This is a genomic window from Microbacterium sp. ProA8, assembly GCF_039905635.1.
Classification (GTDB): domain Bacteria; phylum Actinomycetota; class Actinomycetes; order Actinomycetales; family Microbacteriaceae; genus Microbacterium; species Microbacterium chionoecetis.
Window position 1 is genome coordinate 1,359,537 of the sequence record NZ_CP157000.1, and the last position, 21,616, is coordinate 1,381,152.

Annotated in this window: 18 protein-coding genes; 11 read left to right on the plus strand and 7 right to left on the minus strand. The window is 69.8% G+C overall.

Annotated features, from left to right (window positions below; translation table 11 throughout):
• Window positions 1–4: 4 nt before the first annotated feature.
• Window positions 5–1,594 carry a DUF2142 domain-containing protein gene (locus ABG085_RS05715; RefSeq protein ID WP_347978457.1) on the minus strand — a complete coding sequence of 530 codons (1,590 nt, stop codon included), beginning with the start codon at window positions 1,592–1,594 and terminating at the stop codon, window positions 5–7.
• Between ABG085_RS05715 and ABG085_RS05720 the strand changes: the two genes are divergently transcribed.
• From ABG085_RS05720 to ABG085_RS05730, 3 genes are read left to right on the plus strand one after another with little or no spacing between them, the layout of a single operon-like run.
• On the plus strand, window positions 1,588–2,316 hold the full coding sequence (locus ABG085_RS05720; RefSeq protein WP_347978458.1) for a glycosyltransferase family 2 protein: 729 nt from the start codon (window positions 1,588–1,590) through the stop codon (window positions 2,314–2,316). The two genes, ABG085_RS05715 and ABG085_RS05720, sit on opposite strands and share 7 nt — an antisense overlap.
• The gene (locus ABG085_RS05725; protein ID WP_347978459.1) at window positions 2,313–2,708 is read left to right on the plus strand and encodes a DUF2304 domain-containing protein; all 396 of its coding nucleotides are present in this window, start codon (window positions 2,313–2,315) and stop codon (window positions 2,706–2,708) included. The genes ABG085_RS05720 and ABG085_RS05725 overlap by 4 nt, the downstream gene beginning before the upstream one ends.
• A complete protein-coding gene (locus ABG085_RS05730) occupies window positions 2,656–3,936 on the plus strand; it encodes a hypothetical protein (protein ID WP_347978460.1) in 1,281 nt (426 codons plus the stop codon). Before ABG085_RS05725 ends, ABG085_RS05730 begins: the two co-directional genes overlap by 53 nt.
• 8 nt (window positions 3,937–3,944) lie before the next feature.
• Here the strand turns inward: ABG085_RS05730 and ABG085_RS05735 are convergent, their stop codons facing one another.
• Window positions 3,945–4,826, minus strand: a complete 882-nt coding sequence (locus tag ABG085_RS05735; RefSeq protein ID WP_347978461.1) for a glycosyltransferase family 2 protein — start codon at window positions 4,824–4,826, stop codon at window positions 3,945–3,947.
• 94 nt (window positions 4,827–4,920) lie between these two features.
• Between ABG085_RS05735 and glf the strand changes: the two genes are divergently transcribed.
• The gene (glf, locus tag ABG085_RS05740; protein ID WP_347978462.1) at window positions 4,921–6,057 is read left to right on the plus strand and encodes a UDP-galactopyranose mutase; all 1,137 of its coding nucleotides are present in this window, start codon (window positions 4,921–4,923) and stop codon (window positions 6,055–6,057) included.
• An 87-nt stretch (window positions 6,058–6,144) separates the two neighbouring features.
• Window positions 6,145–7,992: a hypothetical protein gene (locus ABG085_RS05745; RefSeq protein WP_347978463.1), complete on the plus strand. Its 1,848-nt coding sequence runs from the start codon at window positions 6,145–6,147 to the stop codon at window positions 7,990–7,992.
• 44 nt (window positions 7,993–8,036) lie between these two features.
• Here ABG085_RS05745 and ABG085_RS05750 read toward each other — a convergent pair whose 3' ends face one another.
• The 3 genes from ABG085_RS05750 to ABG085_RS05760 all read right to left on the minus strand — a co-directional run bounded on the left by ABG085_RS05750 (window position 8,037) and on the right by ABG085_RS05760 (window position 11,971).
• Complete coding sequence (locus ABG085_RS05750) at window positions 8,037–9,017, minus strand: glycosyltransferase (RefSeq protein ID WP_347978464.1); 981 nt, start codon at window positions 9,015–9,017, stop codon at window positions 8,037–8,039.
• Window positions 9,018–9,110: 93 nt separating this feature from the next.
• A complete protein-coding gene (locus ABG085_RS05755; RefSeq protein ID WP_347978465.1) occupies window positions 9,111–10,502 on the minus strand; it encodes an O-antigen ligase family protein in 1,392 nt (463 codons plus the stop codon).
• Complete coding sequence (locus tag ABG085_RS05760) at window positions 10,499–11,971, minus strand: O-antigen ligase family protein (protein WP_347978466.1); 1,473 nt, start codon at window positions 11,969–11,971, stop codon at window positions 10,499–10,501. The genes ABG085_RS05755 and ABG085_RS05760 overlap by 4 nt, the downstream gene beginning before the upstream one ends.
• A 163-nt stretch (window positions 11,972–12,134) precedes the next feature.
• Between ABG085_RS05760 and manA the strand changes: the two genes are divergently transcribed.
• The 4 genes from manA (at window position 12,135) to ABG085_RS05780 (ending at window position 18,297) form a co-directional block, all read left to right on the plus strand.
• Window positions 12,135–13,283: a mannose-6-phosphate isomerase, class I gene (gene manA, locus ABG085_RS05765; RefSeq protein WP_347978467.1), complete on the plus strand. Its 1,149-nt coding sequence runs from the start codon at window positions 12,135–12,137 to the stop codon at window positions 13,281–13,283.
• A 183-nt stretch (window positions 13,284–13,466) separates the two neighbouring features.
• Entirely contained in the window at window positions 13,467–13,793 is a 327-nt protein-coding gene (locus tag ABG085_RS05770) for a WhiB family transcriptional regulator (protein WP_163616798.1), read from the plus strand.
• 86 nt (window positions 13,794–13,879) lie between these two features.
• Window positions 13,880–16,861 (plus strand): glycosyltransferase, encoded by a 2,982-nt coding sequence (locus ABG085_RS05775; RefSeq protein ID WP_347978468.1) that lies wholly within the window; start codon window positions 13,880–13,882, stop codon window positions 16,859–16,861.
• On the plus strand, window positions 16,858–18,297 hold the full coding sequence (locus ABG085_RS05780; protein ID WP_347978469.1) for a DUF5719 family protein: 1,440 nt from the start codon (window positions 16,858–16,860) through the stop codon (window positions 18,295–18,297). Before ABG085_RS05775 ends, ABG085_RS05780 begins: the two co-directional genes overlap by 4 nt.
• Before the next feature lie 109 nt (window positions 18,298–18,406).
• Here the strand turns inward: ABG085_RS05780 and ABG085_RS05785 are convergent, their stop codons facing one another.
• The gene (locus ABG085_RS05785; protein WP_204318952.1) at window positions 18,407–18,847 is read right to left on the minus strand and encodes a metallopeptidase family protein; all 441 of its coding nucleotides are present in this window, start codon (window positions 18,845–18,847) and stop codon (window positions 18,407–18,409) included.
• 140 nt (window positions 18,848–18,987) lie between these two features.
• Between ABG085_RS05785 and ABG085_RS05790 the strand changes: the two genes are divergently transcribed.
• Window positions 18,988–19,194, plus strand: a complete 207-nt coding sequence (locus tag ABG085_RS05790; RefSeq protein ID WP_163616793.1) for a DUF3499 family protein — start codon at window positions 18,988–18,990, stop codon at window positions 19,192–19,194.
• Between the two features lie 22 nt (window positions 19,195–19,216).
• Window positions 19,217–20,716: an adenosylhomocysteinase gene (gene ahcY / locus ABG085_RS05795; RefSeq protein ID WP_347978470.1), complete on the plus strand. Its 1,500-nt coding sequence runs from the start codon at window positions 19,217–19,219 to the stop codon at window positions 20,714–20,716.
• Window positions 20,717–20,754: 38 nt separating this feature from the next.
• On the opposite strand, the gene ABG085_RS05800 is transcribed toward ahcY, so the two are convergent.
• Window positions 20,755–21,600, minus strand: coding sequence for an RDD family protein (locus ABG085_RS05800; protein ID WP_347978471.1), 846 nt, complete (start codon window positions 21,598–21,600; stop codon window positions 20,755–20,757).
• Window positions 21,601–21,616 lie beyond the last annotated feature (16 nt).

Consider the following 21,616-nt stretch of genomic DNA (forward strand, 5'->3'; position numbering starts at 1 on the left):
ACGCTTACACGCGGGAGAGGGCGGGTTCCCCAACGGTGGACGGCAGTGCCGCGGTGCGCCGCTCGCGGGTCGGGCGTCGTTTGACGATCCAGATCGAGACGAGCATCGCTCCGAACGCGACGGAGCCGGCGACCCAGACGACCAGCGGCTCCGGGGCACCGGCCCACCACCACCCGGCAGACGCGCCCGTATCGACGGCGTCGTCGCCGCCGCCCGAGGTGTAGCGAGAGATGTTCTGGCGCATCGCGATCGTCAGAGCGATCCACAGGCACGCGGCCGCGGCGGCGAACCGGAATCCATCCCAGGCTCGCTCCGCGTCCGGTCGCAGGCTGGCGACGCCGACGGCGATCAGCATCAACGGCAGCAGGTAGCGCGGTTGAACGGTGTTCCCCACCACGGCATTCGACTGCGCCAACATGACGAACGGAACCGCCCACATCGCAAGCAATGACAGCGTGATCGCGATCATCCGGCGACGGGTCGGTCGGCGGATGCCGACGAAGAGCGCTCCCGCGAATGCCGTCGTCGCAAGCACCCACACGGCGGCCGACATCCGCGTGTCGAACCAGCCGAGGTTCGCCTGGCCGAGGGCCCCCGTCCAGAGCGCGGGGATCTCGAGCAGGTTCCAGATGTGCTGAGAAAGGGTCAGAGGGTTCTGCGAAGGGTCGAGTCCGCCGAAGGCGGCTCCACCCTGCCCGGCGCTGAGATAGAAGGCGGCGCTGATGATGCAGATCAGGATTCCGGTCGCGATCGGCACCATCTGGCGCCGTACCGTCCGCACACCGAGCAGCAGCGCGAGAGCGACGCCGTAGACAGCGAAGATGGCCGCGTCGGCTCGTGCGCCGGCGCCGAGGACAGCACCGATCACTGCCAGCGCACACAGCACCCAGCGACGCCTGCCCGACGCCCTGGTGGCGCCGTACAGCGAGGTCCACACGGTGGCAGCCGACAGCATCGCCCACGACGATGGATTGGTCGAGGCGTAGATGAAGACCCCGAGCGGAACGGATGTGGCGAGAACCGAGATGAGGAGCGCGGGTCGCACCGAACGAGGCAGGGCGAAGCAGACCGCGCTGAGGAAGGCCACAGCGAAGGCGGAGTTGGCGAGGCGGATCGCGAGCACCGACAACTGGGGGTCGCTGCTCGCGAACACCGAGGCCGCCGAATAGAACAGCGGCGGATACAGGTTGTCGACGTTGGCGCGGGCGACGAGCGCCAGCTCTTCGACCGTCGGGTCCCAACAGCTCGCAGCCTGCTCGGGCTTGAATGCGAAGCAGGGCGCATTCACCAGCGCGGCCGGAACCAAGCGCGATGTCGGCTCGGCATCCGACTCATCGGGAATCTCACACAGTCCTGGCCGCTCTCCGAGCCCGCACCAGATCGAAGCGAGATGGAAGTCGTCGTCCGGGCTGGAGCCGACGGGAGACGCGAAGGACCATGCGCACAGCGTGAGGAAGGCGAACAGGGGGATCGCGACGATCGCCAGCCACCTCTGCGAGGGTCGAGGCACTGATTTCACTGCACCATCGTAGTCGGCCGGGGTTCCCGGCTCAGTCACGCGTGAACCGCCCCATAGAATGGCGGATTGTGACACAACAGACCCGATCCGTATTGGTCATCGTGCCGGCATGGAACGAGGAGAAGAACGTCGGTCACACGGTCCGCGAGATCCTGACGGCCGGGGACGATTATGACGTCGTCGTCGTCGACGACGGCTCGACCGACGGCACGGCGACCGTGGCCCGCGACGCGGGTGCGACCGTCGTCTCGCTCCCGTTCAACATGGGCGTCGGCGGGGCCATGAAGACCGGCTTCACTTACGCTCAGCGGCACGGCTACCAGAGCGCCGTGCAGGTGGATGCGGACGGGCAGCATAATCCTGCGGATATCGCGAAGGTCCTGGAAGGACTCGACCGCGCCGACATCTCGATCGGTGCTCGATTCGCCGACGTCGGGAACTACGAAGCTCGCGGCCCTCGGCGATGGGCGATGGTGTTCCTCGCGACGGTGCTGACGAACGTCGCGAAGGTACGGCTTACCGATGTCACGAGCGGTTTCCGTGCCGCGAACGCCCGTGCGATCGATCAGTATGTCGTGTATTACCCGGCCGAGTATCTGGGAGATACCGTCGACTCGCTCGTCGCCGCCATCCACGCGGGGCTGTCGGTGACGCAGATCCCGGTCGCGATGCGTGCGCGAATGCACGGTCGCCCGAGTCAAGGTGCGATCGGCTCGACGATCTACCTCCTCAGATCGGTGTTCGCGCTCGCACTGGCTCTGATGCGCGGTGGCCTGACGAAGAAGTTGCGATCGTGATCGTCGTTCTCGGCATCGCCTTCGCGCTCGGTGTGCTGGGCGTGATCTTCTGGCTCCTGCTGACGCGCCGGCTCCGCGAGAAGTATGCGGTGCTCTGGTTCATCATCGGTCTCGCCATTCTCGTCCTCACGGTCTTCCCCGGACTTCTCGACGGCCTGGCGACGCTGGTCGGGGTGGAGCTGCCGGCGAATCTGCTCTTCATCCTTGCTCTCGCCCTCCTCATCGGCGTGACGCTGCACCAGTCCTGGGAACTCTCGACCGCAGAGGATGAGATCAGAAGGGTTGCGGAGGAGGTGGCGATCCTCCGCGCGGAGGTCGAGCGGCTCGATCGCGTCCTTGATGAAGCGCCCCAGCGTGGTGGTGACGAAGGTGGTGACCACCGGTCGGACTGAATCGCGCGGTCTGGTTCTGATCCTCGGCGCGACAGCGCTGGCAGGTGTCAGCGGATACGCGATCCAGCTGCTCGCCGCCGCCCTCATCCCGTCAGCCGACGGCTACGTCCTCTTCAGTGCGTTCTGGTCGGCCATGTTCCTGCTCGGCTCCGCCGTGGGTGGCGTCCAGCAGGAAGTCGCGCGCGCAACGCACGTCTGGACTGAGGGCGACGAGCCCCGGAGATCCTTGAAGCCGTTCCTGCTCGGCGCCGTCGTCGTCGTTGCCGTGGTGGGAGGCGTTCTCGCCGTCCTGACAGGCCAGATCGCATTCACGACCGACCATGTGATGCTCGATCTGGCCATGGTGACGGGCTTGGTCGGATATGTCCTCACTTCGATCGCGACAGGGCTCTTCTACGGGGTGCACCGCCTGGCTGCGGTCGCTGCGCTGGTGGCCATCGATGCCGCCGTTCGAGGCGTCGCCGTCGTGACGGGGTTGATCGTCGGGGCGCCCCTTTCCGTCCTGGCCTTCGCGATCGCGGTGCCGTTCGGGCTGGCGGTGGGAGCGGTGTGGCTCGCAGTTCGATCTCGGTTGCGCGGCAGATACACCGTCGACGTCTCCACCCGGAGGCTCGCGCGCAACGCGCTCCACACGGTCGTCGCAGCGGCGGCGATCGGCCTGATGGTGACCGGGATGCCGCTCGTGTTCCGGGTCGCGCTCGCGGACGCGTCCGCAGTGACGGTCGCTTCCCTGACGCTGCTCGTCACGCTTTCTCGAGCGCCGTTCATCATCCCGGTGATGGCGCTGCAGAGTTACCTCATCGTGTCCTTCCGTTCATCGGACGCTCGTGGCCTTCTGCCGCCTCGCTGGTGGGTCGCGATCGCAGCGGGTGCCGTCGCCGCGGTGGCGCTCGCGTGGTTCGTCGGGCCGTGGGCCGTCAGTCTCGTGTCCTCCGGTCAGTACGACGTCGACGGGCTCACCAGTTCGCTCGTGGTCTTGAGCGCGGTGCTCGTAGGGCTCATGTGCGTCACCGGGCCCGCCCTCCTGGCCCGGAGCGATCACCGCGTCTACGCCCTCGGCTGGCTGCTCGCAGCCGCGTCGACGTTGGCATGCTTCCTGCTCCCGCTCGAGCCGGTGGCACTCGTCCTCGTGGCGCTGATCACAGGCCCCGTGGTCGGTCTCGTCGTGCATGGTGTGGCGATCGTGCGGGGTCCCGCATCCCGTGCCGACACCGGATCCCGTCGATGACGGGTGGTTCAGCGGCCTGCGGCCAGTAGCCAGGTGGCCCTTCTCGAGGCGGTCGACCCGGCCGTGATCGTCTGAGGCAACTGCGTCAGCGCATGCAAGCGGGACATCGGCCGAAGGCGTGCCGCCGCGGCCGCTCGACGCCAGCCGCGGGCTTCGGCGCGAGCTGCGGTCTCACGATAGAAGCGGCGCTCGTCCTCGAAGCGGGTCCCGTCGCGCAGCGTCGTCTGGGAGAGGCTTGCAGCGTGGCGGCGATATGCGAAGCATTCCACGTCCGTGTAACGCAGTCTGCCGCCTGCGAATGCGATGTCGATCAAGAGCGCGAGGTCGAGGATGATCGGCAGTCCATCGCGGAATCCGATGCTCGACGCCGTCTCTGTTCGGAGGGCGAGCGACGGCCAGTACAGCCAGTTGCCCCGCAGAAGCGTTGCGGCCATCGACTCGCCTTCGAACTCCGTCGGATGCTTCGGCGTCAGGAGACCGAGCTTCACCGCGTCAGCGAGTGAGCGCGCCGGTTGACCGTCACCGTCGATGACCCGCACCCTCGGCTGGATCACGTCGACGAGGGGATCCTCCGCGATGGTCGCGCGGATGTGCTCGACATATCCCGGGAGCAGGAGGTCATCCGATCCGAGCACCACGACGTGAGAACCCTCGGCAGCGGCGATCGCGCGCCGGAAGTTCTCGATGATCCCCGCATTCAGGTGGTTTCGCCGATACCGGATCCGCGGATCTGCGATCGATGCGACGTGTTCGGCGATCGCCTCTCCCGGATAGCCGTCGTCGATGATCGTGAGCCGCCACCGAGGATCCGTCTGCCTTCTGACCGACTCGATGGTCCGGATGAACATCGCCGGATCGCCCCAGTAGGGAACGCAGATGTCGAGGTCCATACGACCATCTTCGCTCACCGACCCGAGCTGCCGTCACGGATACAATTGCCAGGCAACCGTTGGTCACCCCCCCAATCCCAGATCGGTCAGAGCCATGGATCTCCTCATCGTCGGCTCCGGCTTCTTCGGTCTCACGATCGCCGAGCGGGCAGCGGCATCCGGTCGGAAAGTGACCGTCATCGATCGTCGGAACCACATCGGCGGGAATGCGTACAGCGAGAAGGAGCCCGAGACGGGCATCGAGGTGCACCGTTACGGAGCACACCTGTTCCACACGTCGAATCCCTCCGTGTGGGAGTACGTCAACCGCTTCACCGCCTTCACGAGCTACGTCCATCGCGTCTACACGACGCACAAGGGCGTCGTCTATCCCTTGCCGATCAATCTCGGCACGATCAACCAGTTCTTCCAGGCCGCCTACTCACCCTCGGAGGCCCGCGCTCTCGTGCACGAACAGGCGGGCGAGTACGACGCGCAGCATGCCGCGAACCTCGAGGAGAAAGGCATCGCGCTGATCGGGCGGCCGCTGTACCAGGCGTTCATCCGCGACTACACCGCGAAGCAGTGGCAGACCGAGCCGACGGAGCTCCCGGCGGAAGTCATCAGCAGGCTGCCCGTGCGTTACACGTACGACAACCGGTACTTCAACGACACGTGGGAAGGGCTCCCCGTCGACGGTTACACGGCGTGGCTCGAGCGGATGGCCGATCACCCGAACATCGACGTGAAGCTCTCGACGGACTTCTTCGACGACGCGCAACCGCTCAACAAGCAGGCGACCGTCGGGCAGGTCCCCGTGGTCTACACGGGTCCCGTGGACCGGTACTTCGACTACGCCGAGGGCGCGCTGTCGTGGCGGACCCTCGACTTCGAGCAGGAGGTCCTGCAGGTCGGCGACTTCCAGGGGACGTCGGTGATGAACTACGCGGATGCCGACACGCCCTTCACCCGCATCCACGAGTTCAAGCATTTCCACCCCGAGCGCGCCGACCGATACCCCACGGACAAGACGGTCATCGTCCGCGAATACTCGCGCTTCGCCGGGACGGGCGACGAACCGTACTACCCCGTCAACACGCCGGCAGATCGCAACGGTCTGCTCGCGTATCGGGAGCTTGCGAAGAGCGAGCAGGGCGTCCTGTTCGGCGGCCGACTCGGCACGTATCAGTATCTCGACATGCACATGGCCATCGGCTCCGCGCTCTCGATGTGGAACAACCAGCTCAGCTGACTTGGAGCGCCTGCGGGATCGTCTACCCTGTTTGAGGTCGTCAGCGCCTGATAGGCCGCAGAATGCCGCCATCAGAGGAGAGCGCACGTGTCCGGAGTCACCCCACCCTGGGCACGCATCGCGTGGATGGCATCTGCGGCGTCCCTGCTGGTGGCGGGACTGCTCCTCTTCGTGCTCGGCATCACGCCGTGGCTCGCGCCATTCGCGGTGCTGTTCTGCCTCTTTCTCGCGATAGGCCAGCGGACGTCATGGCCCTTCGCGATCGCGGCCAGCGTGATCGTCGAGATCGCCCTCATCGCTCTCATGGTGCGGTTCGCACCGTCGCTCGGGCTCGGGTTGGTGCCGGGTGCGGCGATCATCCTCGGACTTCTGGGTGTGGCCGGCCTCGTGGCGTTCGCCGTGGTCCGCTCCCCACGCGTGATCGGCGGGAGGGCCCTGCGGGTGGGCGTGCCGATCATCGTGGTCCCGGTGGCGCTGATGGTCGTCGTCGCCGTGCGAAGCGTCAACTCGGGCGATCTCGAGTGGGCCATGCACAACGATGCGGTGTGGAATCTGATCTCCACGCGGCTCATCGTGGCGGACGGCGGACTCGACGCGATCGCGCACCCGAACCCGTCTCCGCTGACCCCTGGACTGCTCGCGGTGGCCATCGCAGTCGGACGCGACGCGGTCGCACCGGCTGATCTCCTCCGTCACGACGTCTCCGGTGTCGCGGTCTTCTGGCTGCTTGCGAGTCTGGGTGCGGCATTGCTGGCGGCGCTCATCGGCGCGCGGAGCGTTCACGGCGGCACACGGACCGCGCGAATCGCCGGCGCGGTCATCGCGGCATTGATGCCGCTGACATGGTTCACCTTCGGCTTCGCGTCGCAGTTCGGCTTCTACAACGCGACTTTCACGCTCCTGCTGCTTCTTGCGAGCTGGCTCGCCTGGCTCGAGGCTCGCGTCGCGCCCATCGCCGCCGCCGCCACGTTGAGCCTCGCGACCGTCGCGCTCCTCTCGACCTGGGCGCCGCTCGCCATCATCCCGTTCGCTCTCGCGGCGGTCGCGATCGTTTCGCGGACGGCCTCGCTTCACCGGTCTCGGACCGGGGATCGTCGGTGGTTCGCACTGGTGCTCGCGGTCCTCCCCGTGCCGCTCTACGTGGCCTTCGTGACCTTGCCCGATCTGCGCCGCGACGGCGCGGCGCTCGCAGTGGACGGCGGCATCATGCAACTGCGTCCGGCAGTGGTTCTGGCCATCATGAGCGTGACGGTCGCGGTGGCGATCCTCAACGCCGTGCAGCGCGGTCAACGGCACAACCTCGTCGGTGTGCTCGCGGTCTGCGCGGGCGCGGTCGTCGCGGGAGCGTATCTCATCGGTCAGCGCGCGGGCGCCGGAGCCTCGCTCTGGGGCTATTACCCGGTGAAGTTCGCGTGGCTGTTCGTATCGCTCCTGATCGTGGTGCTCGCTGCCTCGCTCGCGGGAGAGATGGCGGGCCTGCGCGGTCGACCGATCGCCGCATCCGGGGTCGCAGTCGCCGCGCTCGCGGTCCCGACATCACTCATGCTCCTCGTCCCGCCGCCGACGCAGCTCTTCCACTCCCTGCTCACGCCGGTCGCGATTGCGACCGCCTCCGGGACCGCAGGGGGATCACCGGCCGCTCGTACACTGTTCGATCTGGCGGAGCCCGGTCACCCGACCATCGCGGTCGATCATCTGGGACCGTCCGGCGACAGGTTCCTCAACAGCTGGCTGCTCCAGCTCGAGTCCACGTCGGCGTCCGAGCCGATCCGTCTCTACTCCTACATCCTCGACCCGGAGAACCCTGCCCAGGCGTGCGAAGCGGCCGCATCCTGGGGTCGCCAGGTGCGGATCGTCACGAGTGCCGAGAGCACAGCGGACGAGCTCTCCGAGCTCTGCACGGACGCTGACGTCGTGATCGAGGTTCGTCCGTGAGCGCTCCTCGATCCCACGCCGGTGCCTGAGGCGACGCGCTTCCCTCAGGCCACCGCCTCGAGCGGCGGCATGGGGCGCCACGAGGCATCCTTCGCGATCTTCTTCCCATCGCGCAGGCCTCGGAACAGATTCGACGTGCCGCGGAAGGTGTGCTCCACAGCGACGAGACGGATGAGCTCCTTGCCGAAGGTCAGGGCCGTGCCCAGCCCGAAGGCCACCGGGTTGTAGATCCCGACCGACCGGTAGTACTGCTTGATGTGCGCGCGGTTGCGCATGATGTAGTACCGATAGGCGTTCGAGGATGCGTTCATGTGGCGGATGCCCATGTCCCACTGCTTGATCTCGCGGGTGCGACGCAGCACGAACTCGTCGACGATCACCGCCTTCGTCTTGCGTGAGGCGAGCCAGCCGTACGTCTGGTCGTCCCAGTAGATGAAGAAGCGCGGGTCGGGCAGGCCGATCTGCTGCACGATGTCGCGGTGGATGAACATGCCCTCGAAGCATCCGGAGTTCATCGGCTTGAAGCCCGACTCGTCGAACGCGGCGGGAGCGAAGGGGATCGGGATGCCGAGGGGCTCGGCGATGCGGTACTGCCAGTAGAACTCGCTGCCGTCGTAGTCATAACGGCGGCCCTGGATGCTCTTGAACCGAGGTGCCCACTTGCCCATCTTCGCGAGGCCGTCCGGCAGCACCTCGACGTCGTCGTCCATCAGCCAGATCCACTGGGAGCCGAGCTCGTATGCGACCCGCATTCCCTCGCTGAACCCGCCGGAGCCGCCGGTGTTGGTCTCCATGCGACGGTAGACGAGCGTGGCGGGCTCGAGGCTCTCACGGAACGACTCGACGACGTCGGTCGTGTCGTCGGTCGACGCGTTGTCGATGATCACGACGTGACCGGGCTTGGGATCCATCTCCGTGATGCTGGTGAGCAGGCGCGTCAGAAGTCCCGAGCGGTTGTAGGTCACGACGGCGATGGTCGCGGTGGCGGGATCGAACTGCACGGAGGCGGACGGAACGTGGGTCACGGGGGCTGATCTCCGGAGAAAGGCGGCGGGCGCCGAGACGTCGGGCCGGAGAGAAGCCTACCTTGCCGCACTCTCCCATCCCTGAGCCAGACGTCACCCTTGGGCCTGCGGCGGCTCATCCGGGGCGTGAGGAAGCCCCGCCGCCCCTTCTCCCTGGGCATGCGGCAACCCGGACGCCTCCGCAGGCCCGCCGCCGCCGGCATCCGTGCCGCTGTCCAGCCGCTCGCGCCACGACCGCGACTGTCCCGCCCGCACCGCGCACAGCACGAGCATGAGCCAGCCGAGCCCGCTCAGCACGAAGCTCTCGAACATGGAGTCGATGAGAAGGGTGACGAGAATGAGCGGCGTCCAGGCGTAGACGACGGAGCGGCGCTCGCCGGCGACGAGCCAGGATCGCGCCAGTGCCAACGCCCCGACCGCGAGGAACAGCACGAGACCCAGCCACCCGAGTTGCAGCGCCACGTCGAAGTAGGCGTTGAGGCCCGTGGCGTGGTCGGTGCCGAGCCAGAAGTTGATGGCGTTGAACGGGTACTCGCGCTGGTTCCAGACGCCGAACCAGCCGAAGCCCTGCACCGGCTTCTGACGGAGGATGTCGACCATGAAGTTCCACAGTTCGACGCGCATCGAGAAGTCGGTGCCGGCGCCCAGCAGCGCGATGATCGGATGCCGCGCGGCGTAGCCGACGAACACCCCGACGACGACGAGAGCGCCGAGTGCGAGCTGCAGGGCGGCACGGCGCTCGGCGCGAGCGTGGCGCACGAGCGCGAGGGCGCCGACGGCGAGGCCGACGCCGAGCGCGAGCACGACGACGGTGGGGGAGTCGCTGAGCGCCGCCAGGCCTCCGGCCAGCACGACCGAGGCCACCGAGACGCCGGGCCGCACCGACTGCGTCCGGTACTCGATGAGGAAGGTGATGAGCGCGATCACGGCGACGAAGCCGAGCAGGTTGCGGGTGCCGAAGATGCCCTGCACCGGCCCCAGCTGGGCGATGTTGCCCTGGATCCCGAGGAAGGTGAAGGGGATGTCCAGAAGCACGCCCGACAGCACCTCGACTGCGAGCGAGAGGCTGAGGAGCAGCCGCAGGACGTCCCCGAGCGCGCGGACGGTCTGCAGGGTGTCCCGCACGTGTCCGATGACGACGGCGAGGAACGCCAGCGCCGCCATCGACACCCAGCTCCAGAACGATGCGCTCGCGTCGCTGCTCCACGCGACGCTGGCGAGTGCCCACCCGATGAAGATCAGCACGGTCGTGGGCACCAGCCGCAGCAGCGAGATCTCGCGGCGGCGGGCGATCATGACCGCCAGACCCAGGACGCACAGTCCGGCCACGATGGTCACGTAGGTGACGTGGCCGGCGATCCGCTCGATCGCGTGAGCGGAGAAGACGGTGGCGAAGACGATGAGGGTGAAGGCGCGGGCGAAGGATGCCGAGTCCAGCAGCGCGCCCAGCCACCCGGGCGATCCGGAGCGCGGTGTGTCGGTCACGCGTCGCGCCCTGCCGGGCGGCTTCCCGCCGTCATCGCGCCGGCCCCGGAGCCGGGCTCCCTGCCGGCGGGCTCGTCGCGCTCGACGGCGTCGCCGCGCTCGATCGCGGCGCTCTGCTCGGCGGGTCCCACGCCGACGTGCGGGGACTGCTTGATCTTGGCGCCGAGCATGACGACGAAGAGCCACCCCCAGAGCAGCAGCGGGCTGGACTCGGCGAGGCCCTGCACGAGAAGGATCGCACCGACGAGCGTGGGCAGGAGCGTGAGGGGCGAGTAGGGGCGGTCGGCGCGGAGATCCCAGCGCGGCCGGTCGACCGCGAAGAACCAGGCGCGCCACACGAAGGCGAGGTAGAGGAGCGCCAGCAGCACGACGCCGATGATCCCGAGCTGCATCCTGACGTCGACCCACATGTTGTGGGCCTGCATGACGGTCTGACCGTGGTCGATGATCCATTCGTCGAACGCGGGATCCGAGGGCACCCACGGCGTCGCGAATCCCCAGCCGGTCCAGGGACGCTCGGCCGCGCGGGCGAGAACGTCCTCCCAGATGCCCTCCCGGCCGGTCAGGTCGCCGCTGCGGCCGAGGGCGGTGAAGATCGCATCGCGCAGCAGCCACAGTCCGAGGAGCCCGCCGATGCCGACCACCGCGTAGCCGACGTAGTACTTGGTGCGCTCACCGGGCTTGGTGGCGGTGCGCATGAGGAGCACCGTGACGAGGACGACGGCGACCGCGCCGGCGGTGAGGTAGGCGGTCGCCGATCCCGCGCGCAGGAACAGGAACGCCGAGAGCCCGATCCAGATCCACAGGAACGTCCGCCGGGGCGCCCCGGAAGCGAGACGGATGCCGAACACGATGATCGCGAGCAGCGCCACGGGAGCCAGCAGATTGGCGTTGCCCATGATGCCCTGGATGCGCTTGTCCCACTCGAAGAGGTTGTTGCGCGACCAGTACTCGATCGGGTCGTCCGCCGTCTCGACGACGAAGCCGGGCATCAGCGGTGCGCGCACGAAGACCCACACCCACAGCTCGAACAGGAACGACAGCGCCATCGTCCACTTGAGCGCCGATGCGACCGCGCGCACGAGCTCGCGCCAGGTGAGCACGCTGCCGACGAACATCGCCTGCAGGGTCGTGATCCACAGCAGCAGAAGGGTGAGTGCACTCGCCGCCGGCCACGCCGACCAGGCGATCGACAGCGTCGCCCACGCCACGTACGCGACCACGAACCAGGGGAGGCGCCGCCACTGCACGGGAGGGCGCACGATGATCCACAGCACGGCCGACAGCACGCCGCCGGCGATGGTGATCACGGTGGCGGTGAGTTCGCCGAACGCGTGCACCCAGGCGGTGCCGGACAGCGACATGAACAGCACGAAGATGCACCAGCCGCGCAGCATGAGGTGGCCGGTCTTCTCGCGGACCGGCGGTCCCGGCGGCGCCGACGCCGGATGCTTCGAGTGGACGGCCATCGCTCTCAGGGTACAGCGCGGCCCTGGCGTATCCGGGTCGTCGAGCGAGCGAGAGACGGGTGAGACGAAGCGCGCTGAGCCGTCGAGGAAGCCCGGGCGTATCGAGTCGCTTCGCTCGATCGGCGACCAGACGCAGACGAGTGCCCCGTCATAGGCTGTCCGGGTGCTGATTCCGCTTGCCAATGACCCCCGCGACTACGCATGGGGCTCGCTCTCCCTGCTCGCCGAACTCGAGGGACGCGCGGCGTCCGGCCGCCCCGAGGCGGAGGTGTGGTTCGGGGATCACCCGGGCGACCCGGCCGAGACGCCCGACGGCCGCACGCTCGACCGCTGGATCGCCGACGACGGGGCGGCATCGGGCATCGAGGAGCCGCTGCCGTATCTGCTGAAGCTGCTGGCGGCGGCATCCGCTCTCTCCATTCAGGCCCACCCGTCGAAGACGCAGGCCGAGGCCGGCTTCGCGCGCGAGGAGGCCGCGGGGATCCCGCGCGACGCCGCCGACCGCACCTACCGCGACGCGAACCACAAGCCCGAGCTGATCGTGGCGCTGAGCGACACGTTCCGCGCGCTGGCCGGGCTGCGCGAACTCGATGCCACGCGCCGCCTCGTCGCCGGGCTCGGAACGCGTGCGGTGCCGCTCGCGCAACAGCTGGAGGGGGCGGATGCCTCGCTCTCGGCCGTCATCGGCTGGCTCCTGTCCGATGGTGCCGACGCCGCGCGCGAGGTGATCGCCGCCGCTGTCGCGGCCGAGTCCGACGAGTTCGCCGCCGAGCTGGAGCTGGCACGGACGCTGGATGCCGGCTTCCCCGGCGATCCCGGGATCGTGGTGGCGCTGCTCATGAACCTCGTGACGCTTCGTCGCGGTGAGGGGCTGTTCGTGCCCGCCGGCGTCCTGCACGCCTACCTCGACGGTCTCGGGGTGGAGCTGATGGCAGCGAGCGACAACGTGCTGCGGGGCGGTCTCACGCCGAAGCACGTCGATGCGGCCGAGCTCGTGAGCGTGCTCGACCCCACACCGGGAGTGCCGCCCGTGATCCACGCGCGGGCGCTGGGTCACGGCATCCGTCAGTACGACGTGCCCGTCGAGGACTTCGCGCTGCTCGCCGTGACCTCTGCCCCGGAGGGTGTCGAGGTGCCGCTGGCCGGACCGGCGATCGCCGTCGCCACCAGCGGGACACCGCAGGTGACGGGCCTGGCATCGGGCGGCGTCGCCGCGTTGGCTCCGGGGGCGGCCGTCCTCGTCACCCCCGACGAAGGTGGCCTCCGGGTGGCGGGGCAGGGTGAGCTCTTCATCGCTCTCCCGGGGCGCTGACCGCGCGCTCGACGCGCTTTCTCATCGGACCGTTATCACAGCGCGACACGCCGTCGGCGCGTCGTGAAGGTTCAAGACTTGGTTGAGCGTTTAGTATCTGCGACTTGACCTCGGTGAACTACACGGGTGTAATTATCCGTACACGCACCAGCGTGGAGCAGGATCACGGGGGGTGAGAACGACATGACGGTTTCTCAATACCGTTCCGGCGTTCCCGACGACTGGTTCGTCGATCCGGTTCAACTGGGGGTACCGGGGGTTCGCCGCAACATCGACGCGGAAGAGGACAATCCGCTCGCATGGCAGACCGACGCACTGTGTGCGCAGACCGATCCGGAGGCGTTCTTCCCTGAGAAGGGCGGCTCCACGCGTGATGCGAAGCGCATCTGCACGTCGTGCGACGTGCGAGGCGAATGCCTCGAGTATGCGCTGCAGAACGACGAGCGGTTCGGCATCTGGGGCGGTCTCAGCGAGCGCGAGCGTCGCAAGCTCAAGCGTCGAGCGGGCTGAAACGCACGCCGGTCGGCCGGTTCGATCCGGCCGACCCGGCGCGTTCGCCCGGGGTGAGGGACCAGCGCGCCTAGGCTGACCAGGACATGCCCACCGCTGCACCGACCCCTGTGCCGCCGACCAGTCCGTCGTCGGACGGTGACACGTCGAACGCGTTCGCGCAGCGCAACGGCTCCTCGGAGACCGCCCGCTCCGCTGCCGCCCCGTCGCGTGCCGAGGGGTCGAATCGGATTCACGCCGTTCTCGTGGTGCGACCGGACGGACGCACGCCCGCGGCGTTCCACCTGCGACGCACTCTCGCCGCGGTCGCGGACCAGTCGCGGCCCGTGGACGTCCTCACGATCGTGGTCTGCGGCGGCGACGACCATCTTTTCGAGCTCGCGGATGCCGCGGGCGCCGAGTCCGTCGTGAGGGCGCCGGCCTCGACGGGCTTCGCCGCGGCGACCGCCCTCGTGCCACCTGGCGGCGAGGACGCCGCGTTGTGGCTGCTCGCGCAGGACACCGCGCCGGAGCCGGACGCGCTCGCGCGGCTGGCGGGGGCGCTCGAGCTCTCGCCGTCGGTCGCCTTCGTGGCGCCGAAGCTGGTGCGCTGGGACGACCGCTCCGAGATCGTCTCGCTGGGCGTGAGCATGACCCGGTTCGGCCGCACGGTGGGTCTCGCCGACGACGAGCTCGACCAAGGTCAGCACGACGCCCAGGAGGATGTGCTCGGCGCGGACGTGCGCGGCATCCTCGTCCGCGCCGACGCCTGGCACCGGCTCGGCGGGCTGGACCGCGGGCTGGCCGGCGCCGATGAGGGCCTCGACCTCGGTGTGAGGGCGCGACTGGCCGGCGGCCGCGTGTCGCTCGTGCCGAGCGCCCTCGTCGCCACGGCGGGCGACGGTGTCGCCGGCCTGCCCGTGCCGCTCACCCCGCAGCGCCGACGACGTGCGGTCTACGCCGAGCGGGTCGCCCAGCTGCGTCGACGGTTGGCGTACGCACCGGGCTTCGCCACACCGTTGCACTGGCTGTCACTGCTGCCGCTCGCCCTGTGGCGCACGATCGTCGACCTGGTGCGCAAGCAGCCGGGCCGCATCCCCTCGGAATGGGCTGCCGCGGCGGTGGCCCTCATCGGCATCGTGCCGGTATGGCGCGCCCGTCGGCGGATCGCGCACGCCCGTGCGGCGTCGTGGGCGCAGCTTGTTCCGCTGCGGACGACGCAGGCGGAGCTGCGTGAGAGGCTCGACGACGATCCCGAGGTCACGATCGGCGGCCATCGGCGCAGCGACCTGCGGTTCTTCGCCGGCGGCGGCGCATGGCTCGTCCTCGCTGCGCTCGCCGTCTCGGTCGCCGCGTTCCCGGCGCTGTTGGCCTGGCCCGTGCTCGGCGGGGGCGCGCTCCAGCCGCTCGCGACGACGGTCGGACAGCTGTGGAACGACGCCGCGTACGGGCAGCGCGCACTGGGACTCGACACGATCGGGCCGGCTGATCCGTTCTCGGCGGTGGTAGCCGTGCTCGGTTCGCTCTGGCCGTGGGCGCCCTCGCGGGCACTCGTGCTGCTGTGGGTCCTCGCGCTTCCGCTCGCGGCGCTCGGCGGATGGTTCGCCGCGACCCGTGTCACCGAGCGGCCGAGCCTGCGGTTGCTCGGCGGCGCGGTGTGGGCGCTGTCGCCCGCGCTCCTCGTCGCACTCACCCAGGGGCGCTCCACCGGCGTGCTCCTTCACCTGCTGCTGCCCTGGCTGTTCTACGCGGGTGCCGTCGCGCATCGGTCGTGGGCCGGCGCCGGTGCGGCCTCCCTCCTGCTCGCCGCGGTGCTCGCGACCGCACCGTCGCTCGCGCCGGCGACGCTGGTGCTGTGGTTCGGTGCCGTGCTCCTCGCCGTCTTCTATCGGGCCGGCCGCGGCGTCGCCCGGCTCGTGTGGACGCTCATCCCCACCGTGGCACTGGCGCTCCCGCTCGTCTGGAACGCGCTGGAGCATGCCGGCGCGTGGGGGCTCGTCGCGGATCCCGGTGTGCCATGGCCGGGACCTCAGGTCGCCCCGGACGCCTCGGGCCGCGCCCTCCTGGCCGCCGGCATCCCCACCTCCGACCTCGCGGGATGGGCGACCCTGCTGCCGGAAGGGCCGACGTGGTGGGTGCCGCTGCTGAGCGTGCCGCTCGCCTTGCTCGCGCTCGCCGCGCCGTTGACGCAACGGTGGGCAGCCGGCATCGGGCTGCTGGTGATCACGGCGCTCGGCCTCGGCACGGCGTTCGCCGCGGTGGGGGTGTCGGTGTCGTTCGTGCAATCGCTCACCGTGCCGCTGTGGCCCGGAACCGGGCTCAGCCTGGCGTGGCTCGGCGCGCTCGGAGGCGCCCTCGTCGCTCTCGACGCCGGCCTCGCCCCGCGGGTCGCGCTGGTGCGGGGCCTCGTGGCCACTCTCGTCTTCGCCGCCGCTGTGACCCTCGCGATGCCGTCGCTCACGGCGTTCGCACGCGGCACCGCGACGATCGCGAACGGCCCGGCGAGCACGCTTCCCGCCTTCGTGGCCGCCGAAGGACGCGAGGATCCGGATGTGGGCACGATCGTGCTCACGCCGCAGCCGGACGTCGGGATCGCCGCCCAGGTCGTGTGGGGTGCGAGCGAGACCATCGGCGGTCAGACCACCACGCTGTCCACGCGCACCACGCCGACCCCGCAGGACGAGGAGCTCGCCGCACTCGCCGCCGATCTGGTCACGCCGTCGTCGGAGGATGTGGTGGCCGAGCTCGCCGACCGCGGCGTCGGGTTCATCCTGCTGGCGCCGACCACACCGCCCGAGAGCGATGCCGCCCGTACGATGCGGCTGTCGGCGACGACGGCGCTCGCTCAGCGCGACACGCTCGTCGTCGTCGGCGACACCGCGAAGGGCGAGCTCTGGCGGGTCGTGGACCAGATTGCGCCGCGACCGGAGGAACCGGCATCCGTCACCGGCCTTGGGCGCTGGATCGCATTCGGCCAGCTCGCGATCCTCGGCATCGCCCTGCTGCTCGCGCTGCCGACGGCGACCTCGATCCGCGAGGCCCGGCGGACGCCGCGCGTCGTGGGACCTCACTGGCAGGAGGGTCGATGAGCGACCGACGCGTGTTCCGCTGGGCGACGACGAGCGCCCGCCTGCTCATCGGCACCGCTGTGTCGATCGTCGCGGTCATCGCCGTCGTCACGGCCGTCTCGGTGCCCTGGCCGACGCTGGTGCGCGAACCGCTGAGTGTGCCGGCCACTCCGGCGCCTGCGGCGTCGGTGATCGCCTGCGACGGCGCCCTGCTGGCCATCGGGCGCAATCCGGCGGATGCCGCCGCCATCACGGTCGCCGCCCCCCAGTCCGTCGTCGTCGGGGTGGGCGAGGGCCCGCCGCCGGCGGAGCAGCGGCTCGAGACGACCGACGTCGGGCCCGGCCCCCTGGCGTTCACCGCCCCGCCGATCGGCGAGCGGGCGATCGACGTGGCGGCGATCGGCGCTGCGACGGCATCGGCCGACGACCTTTCCGGCTTCGCAGCCTCTGCATGCCGCCCGCCGCTCCTGGACTCATGGCTTGTCGGCGGCTCGGGTGCCACCGGCGCCGCCGACCTCGTGCTTTTGACGAACCCGGGGACGGTTCCGGCGACCGTGCAGCTGACGGTGTACGGCGCAGCCGGGGCGCAGACCCCGCCGGGAGGTGTGGATCTCGTGATCCCGCCCGGCACGCAGCGCGTGGTCCCGCTCGCGGGCATCGCGCTCGGCGAGGAGACGCCGGTGGTGCGCGTCTCCGCCGTGGGCGCGCCGATCCGGGCCTCGTTGCAGGCGAGCATCACCCGCACGCTCACGCCCGGGGGTGTCGATCAGGTCGGTCCGGTCGCGCAGGCCGCGACATCGGACGTCATCACCGGCATCACCGTGGTGCGTCGGTCGGCCGAGGAAGGCGCGGCCGGCGACGAGGGCGGCGCCCTGGACGCGGCGGCCGACGACGTGACGGTGCTGCGGATGCTGGCGCCTTCGGCCGCGGCGACGGCCCGTGTCACGGTGACCGCAGTGGGCACCGGCGAGCCGGTGCGGGAACCCGAGGAGGTGGCGCTCGAGGCCGGCAAGCCGCTCGAACTGGCGCTGAACGCCCTTCTCGCAGGGTCGTACACTGTCGCGATCGACGCCGACGTGCCCGTCGTCGCCGCGGTGCGGCAGGCGACCGGCGTCCGCGCGGGCGACGACTTCGCCTGGTACACGCCGGCGCCTGAGGTATCGGTGGGATCCCTGTTCGCCACGCCCGGAGGGCCGACGCCGTCGCTCTCCGTGGTCAATCCGTCGGGCGAACCGGTCGCCGTCGCGGTCACCGCGATCGACGGCGGGTCGCCGATCACGCTCACGGTGCCCGCTGAGGGGTCTATCGCGGTGAGACTCTCGCCGCGCACCGTGTACCGGCTCGAGCCCGAGGCGCCGGTGCATGCCGGCCTGTCGTTCGCGGGCGACGGCGCGCTCGCGGGCGTGCCGGTATGGCCCGCGGACATCGCGACTCCCGAGGTCGTCGTCTACCCCTGAGGCGAGCTTCCCGGCGCCCCGCCGTCGTGGGTTTCGACTCGCTTCGCTCGCTCAACCTTGACCCGGCTCGCATCGACGCTCGCTGGCGCTCGCATTGATCCGGGCCGCGTCAAAAGTACCGGAAGCGCTCCGGGCCGAGGTCCCACGGGTCGCGATCGAGGTACTCGGCCGCCGCCCGGAAGACGGCGCCCTCGACGAGCATGCGCCGGTGCAGTTCGTCATCGCGATGCAGGTGGCTGAGGCGCTCGATCGGCAGGCGGTACAGGATGATGCGGCCCGCGTCGGGCAGCACCGTCCATCGGGGGATGCCGTCGTCGTCCGTCGCGGCCGGCATGTCGGCCACCTCGAACCGCACGTCGCGCAGTTCCGGCCACGCCGAGCGGAGGAACTCCGCCGCAGTGCCGACCGAGAGGTCGAAGCGATCGACCCGTGTGTCGAGCGGTGGCAGGGGAGGCCGCACGACGGGGCTGCGTCCTTCCCGGCCGTGGCGTCCGTGACGGGACGCACGCGGCTGCGTGCGTTCGCTGGTCCGGGTACGCCGCCACGCCATGCTCCCCATCCTAGAACCGGTCCGCCGACCTGCTCCGTCCGGCTCAGGCCCAAGGTCTCCGAGCTGTCCGAGAGGTGGGCCGGGGACGCTGCGGCGCGGCATCCGTCCCCGCGTCACCTGTGCACGATAGCGTCGACCCGATGCGCGAGAGAGTCTGCTCCAAGGTCGGCTGCGCCCGTGAGGCGGTGTCGACGCTCACCTACGACTACGGCGACCAGATGGCGGCTCTGGGGCCGCTCGGCGCCGGGGGAGATCCTCACGCGCACGACCTCTGCGCCATCCACACCGACCGCCTGTCGGTGCCCAAGGGCTGGGTGGTCGTGCGGCACGAGACGCTCCGCGCCTGAGCCGGCGTGGGAGAATGGGCGGATGCCGACCCACACGCCTGCCGCCACGCTCTCCACCTCTGCAGTCTCCGACTCCGTTGAGGGGTTCGAGTACGAGGTCGCCGATCTCTCGCTGGCCGAAGCAGGACGGCATCAGCTGCGCCTCGCCGAGAACGAGATGCCGGGCCTCATGGCCCTGCGCGAGGAGTTCGGTGCGTCGCAGCCGCTGAAGGGTGCGCGGATCGCCGGGTCGCTCCATATGACCGTGCAGACCGCGGTGCTCATCGAGACCCTCGTCGCTCTGGGCGCCCAGGTGCGGTGGGCGAGCTGCAACATCTTCTCGACGCAGGACGAAGCCGCCGCGGCCGTGGTCGTCGGCCCGGACGGCACGGTCGACGCTCCGGCCGGCGTGCCGGTGTTCGCGTGGAAGGGCGAGACCCTCGAGGAGTACTGGCGCCTCGCCGACCGCATCTTCGACTGGTCGGCCGAGGGCTTCGACGGTCCGAACATGATCCTCGACGACGGCGGTGACGCCACCCTCCTCGTGCACAAGGGCGTCGAGTTCGAGAAGGCGGGCGCGGTTCCGGATGCCGTCGCCGACGACAACGCCGAGTACCGCATCATCCTCGACACGCTGCGCGTCAGCCTCGCCCGCGACCCGCAGCGCTTCACGCGCATGGCGGCGGACCTCCTCGGCGTGACCGAGGAGACGACCACCGGCGTCCACCGGCTGTACGAACTGGCGGCGGCAGGCGAACTGCTCTTCCCCGCGATCAACGTGAACGACTCGGTCACGAAGTCGAAGTTCGACAACAAGTACGGCATCCGCCACTCCCTTCCCGACGGCATCAACCGCGCCACCGACGTCCTCATGGGCGGCAAGGTGGCCTTCGTGTGCGGCTACGGCGATGTCGGCAAGGGCGCTGCCGAGGCGCTCCGGGGCCAGGGCGCGCGCGTCATCGTGAGCGAGGTCGACCCGATCTGCGCGCTGCAGGCGGCGATGGACGGCTATCAGGTGGCGCGCCTGGCGGATGTCGCCGGCCAGGTCGACATCGTCATCACGGGGACCGGAAACAAGGACGTCGTCACCACCGACGATCTGCTGAAGCTCAAGCACCTCGCCATCGTCGGCAACGTCGGCCACTTCGACAACGAGATCGACATGGCCGCGCTGGAGTCGCTCTCCGGCGTCGAGAAGGTCGAGATCAAGCCGCAGGTGCACGAATGGCGCCTGCCGAACGGACGCAGCGTGCTCGTGCTGAGCGAAGGCCGGCTGCTGAACCTCGGCAATGCGACGGGGCATCCGTCGTTCGTCATGAGCGCCTCGTTCACGAACCAGGTGCTCGCCCAGATCGAGCTGTTCACCAAGCGCGACGAGTACCCGACCGCCGTCTACACGCTGCCCAAGCACCTCGATGAGAAGGTCGCGCGACTGCACCTCGACGCGCTCGGCGTGCAGCTCACGGAGCTGACCCCCGAGCAGGCGGCCTACATCGGCGTGCCGGTCGAGGGCCCGTACAAGCTCGACCACTACCGCTACTGACGGCTCACCCGGTCGCCCTGCGGGCGCCGGGAGGCGCCTCACCGCTCCGGGAACCCGCGCGGCGCGGACCCCACGGGACCCGCCAGCGCATCCGCACGCGCGGTCTCGAGCTGCAGCGCCCGCAGCTCTCGCTCGCGTCGCACGGCGACGACGCCGATGAGGAACGTCTCGTCGTCGACGGCCGGCACAGGTGACACGTGCTCGGCCGCCTCCTGCGCGAGGGATGCCGCGACCCGCGCGCGTGCGGACGGCTCCATGTTCACCGCCGAACGTGCGAACTGCGCCAGGCGCCGCGAGAGCCGCTCCGGCAAGCGTGCGACGTCCGCCACCGCCGCCCACTCGGCGAGGATCGGAGGGATGCCGAGGTTGACGTCGGGCAGTCGCGGGGTTCGCGTGCGCTCGGAGTAGGTGCCGGCGAGCAGGTCGCCCAGCCGCTGCGAGCGCGGTGTGAAGGCGCCGACCAGCGCGGCGACGGCGCCGACCGTGAACCACAGCTCGAAGACGCCGACGAGTGCCCGGATGAAGGCGTGGCGAAAACCCGCCGCTCCGCCGTCGACGCGGACGATGCGCCCGCCGACCGCGAGGCGTCCGAGGCTGCGCCCGCGGGTGGTCGTCTCGACCACCGTGGGAATCACGACCATGACCAGCACCAGGACGACGATCGTGAGGATCGGCACCACGGCGGGATCCACGGCGTCCATGCTCAGCAGCCATCCGACGCCCCAGGCGAACAGGAGCAGCACGACGACGCCGAGCACCATGTCGATCAGCACGCCGAGCGCCCGAAGGAAGTAGCCGAGCGGCTGCACGTCCAGCGCGACGGCCTCGCCGGTGAGCACCTCGTCCTGATGGATGTCGACGATCGCGGGGCGCTCAGCGGTCATGGCTACAGTGAAACAC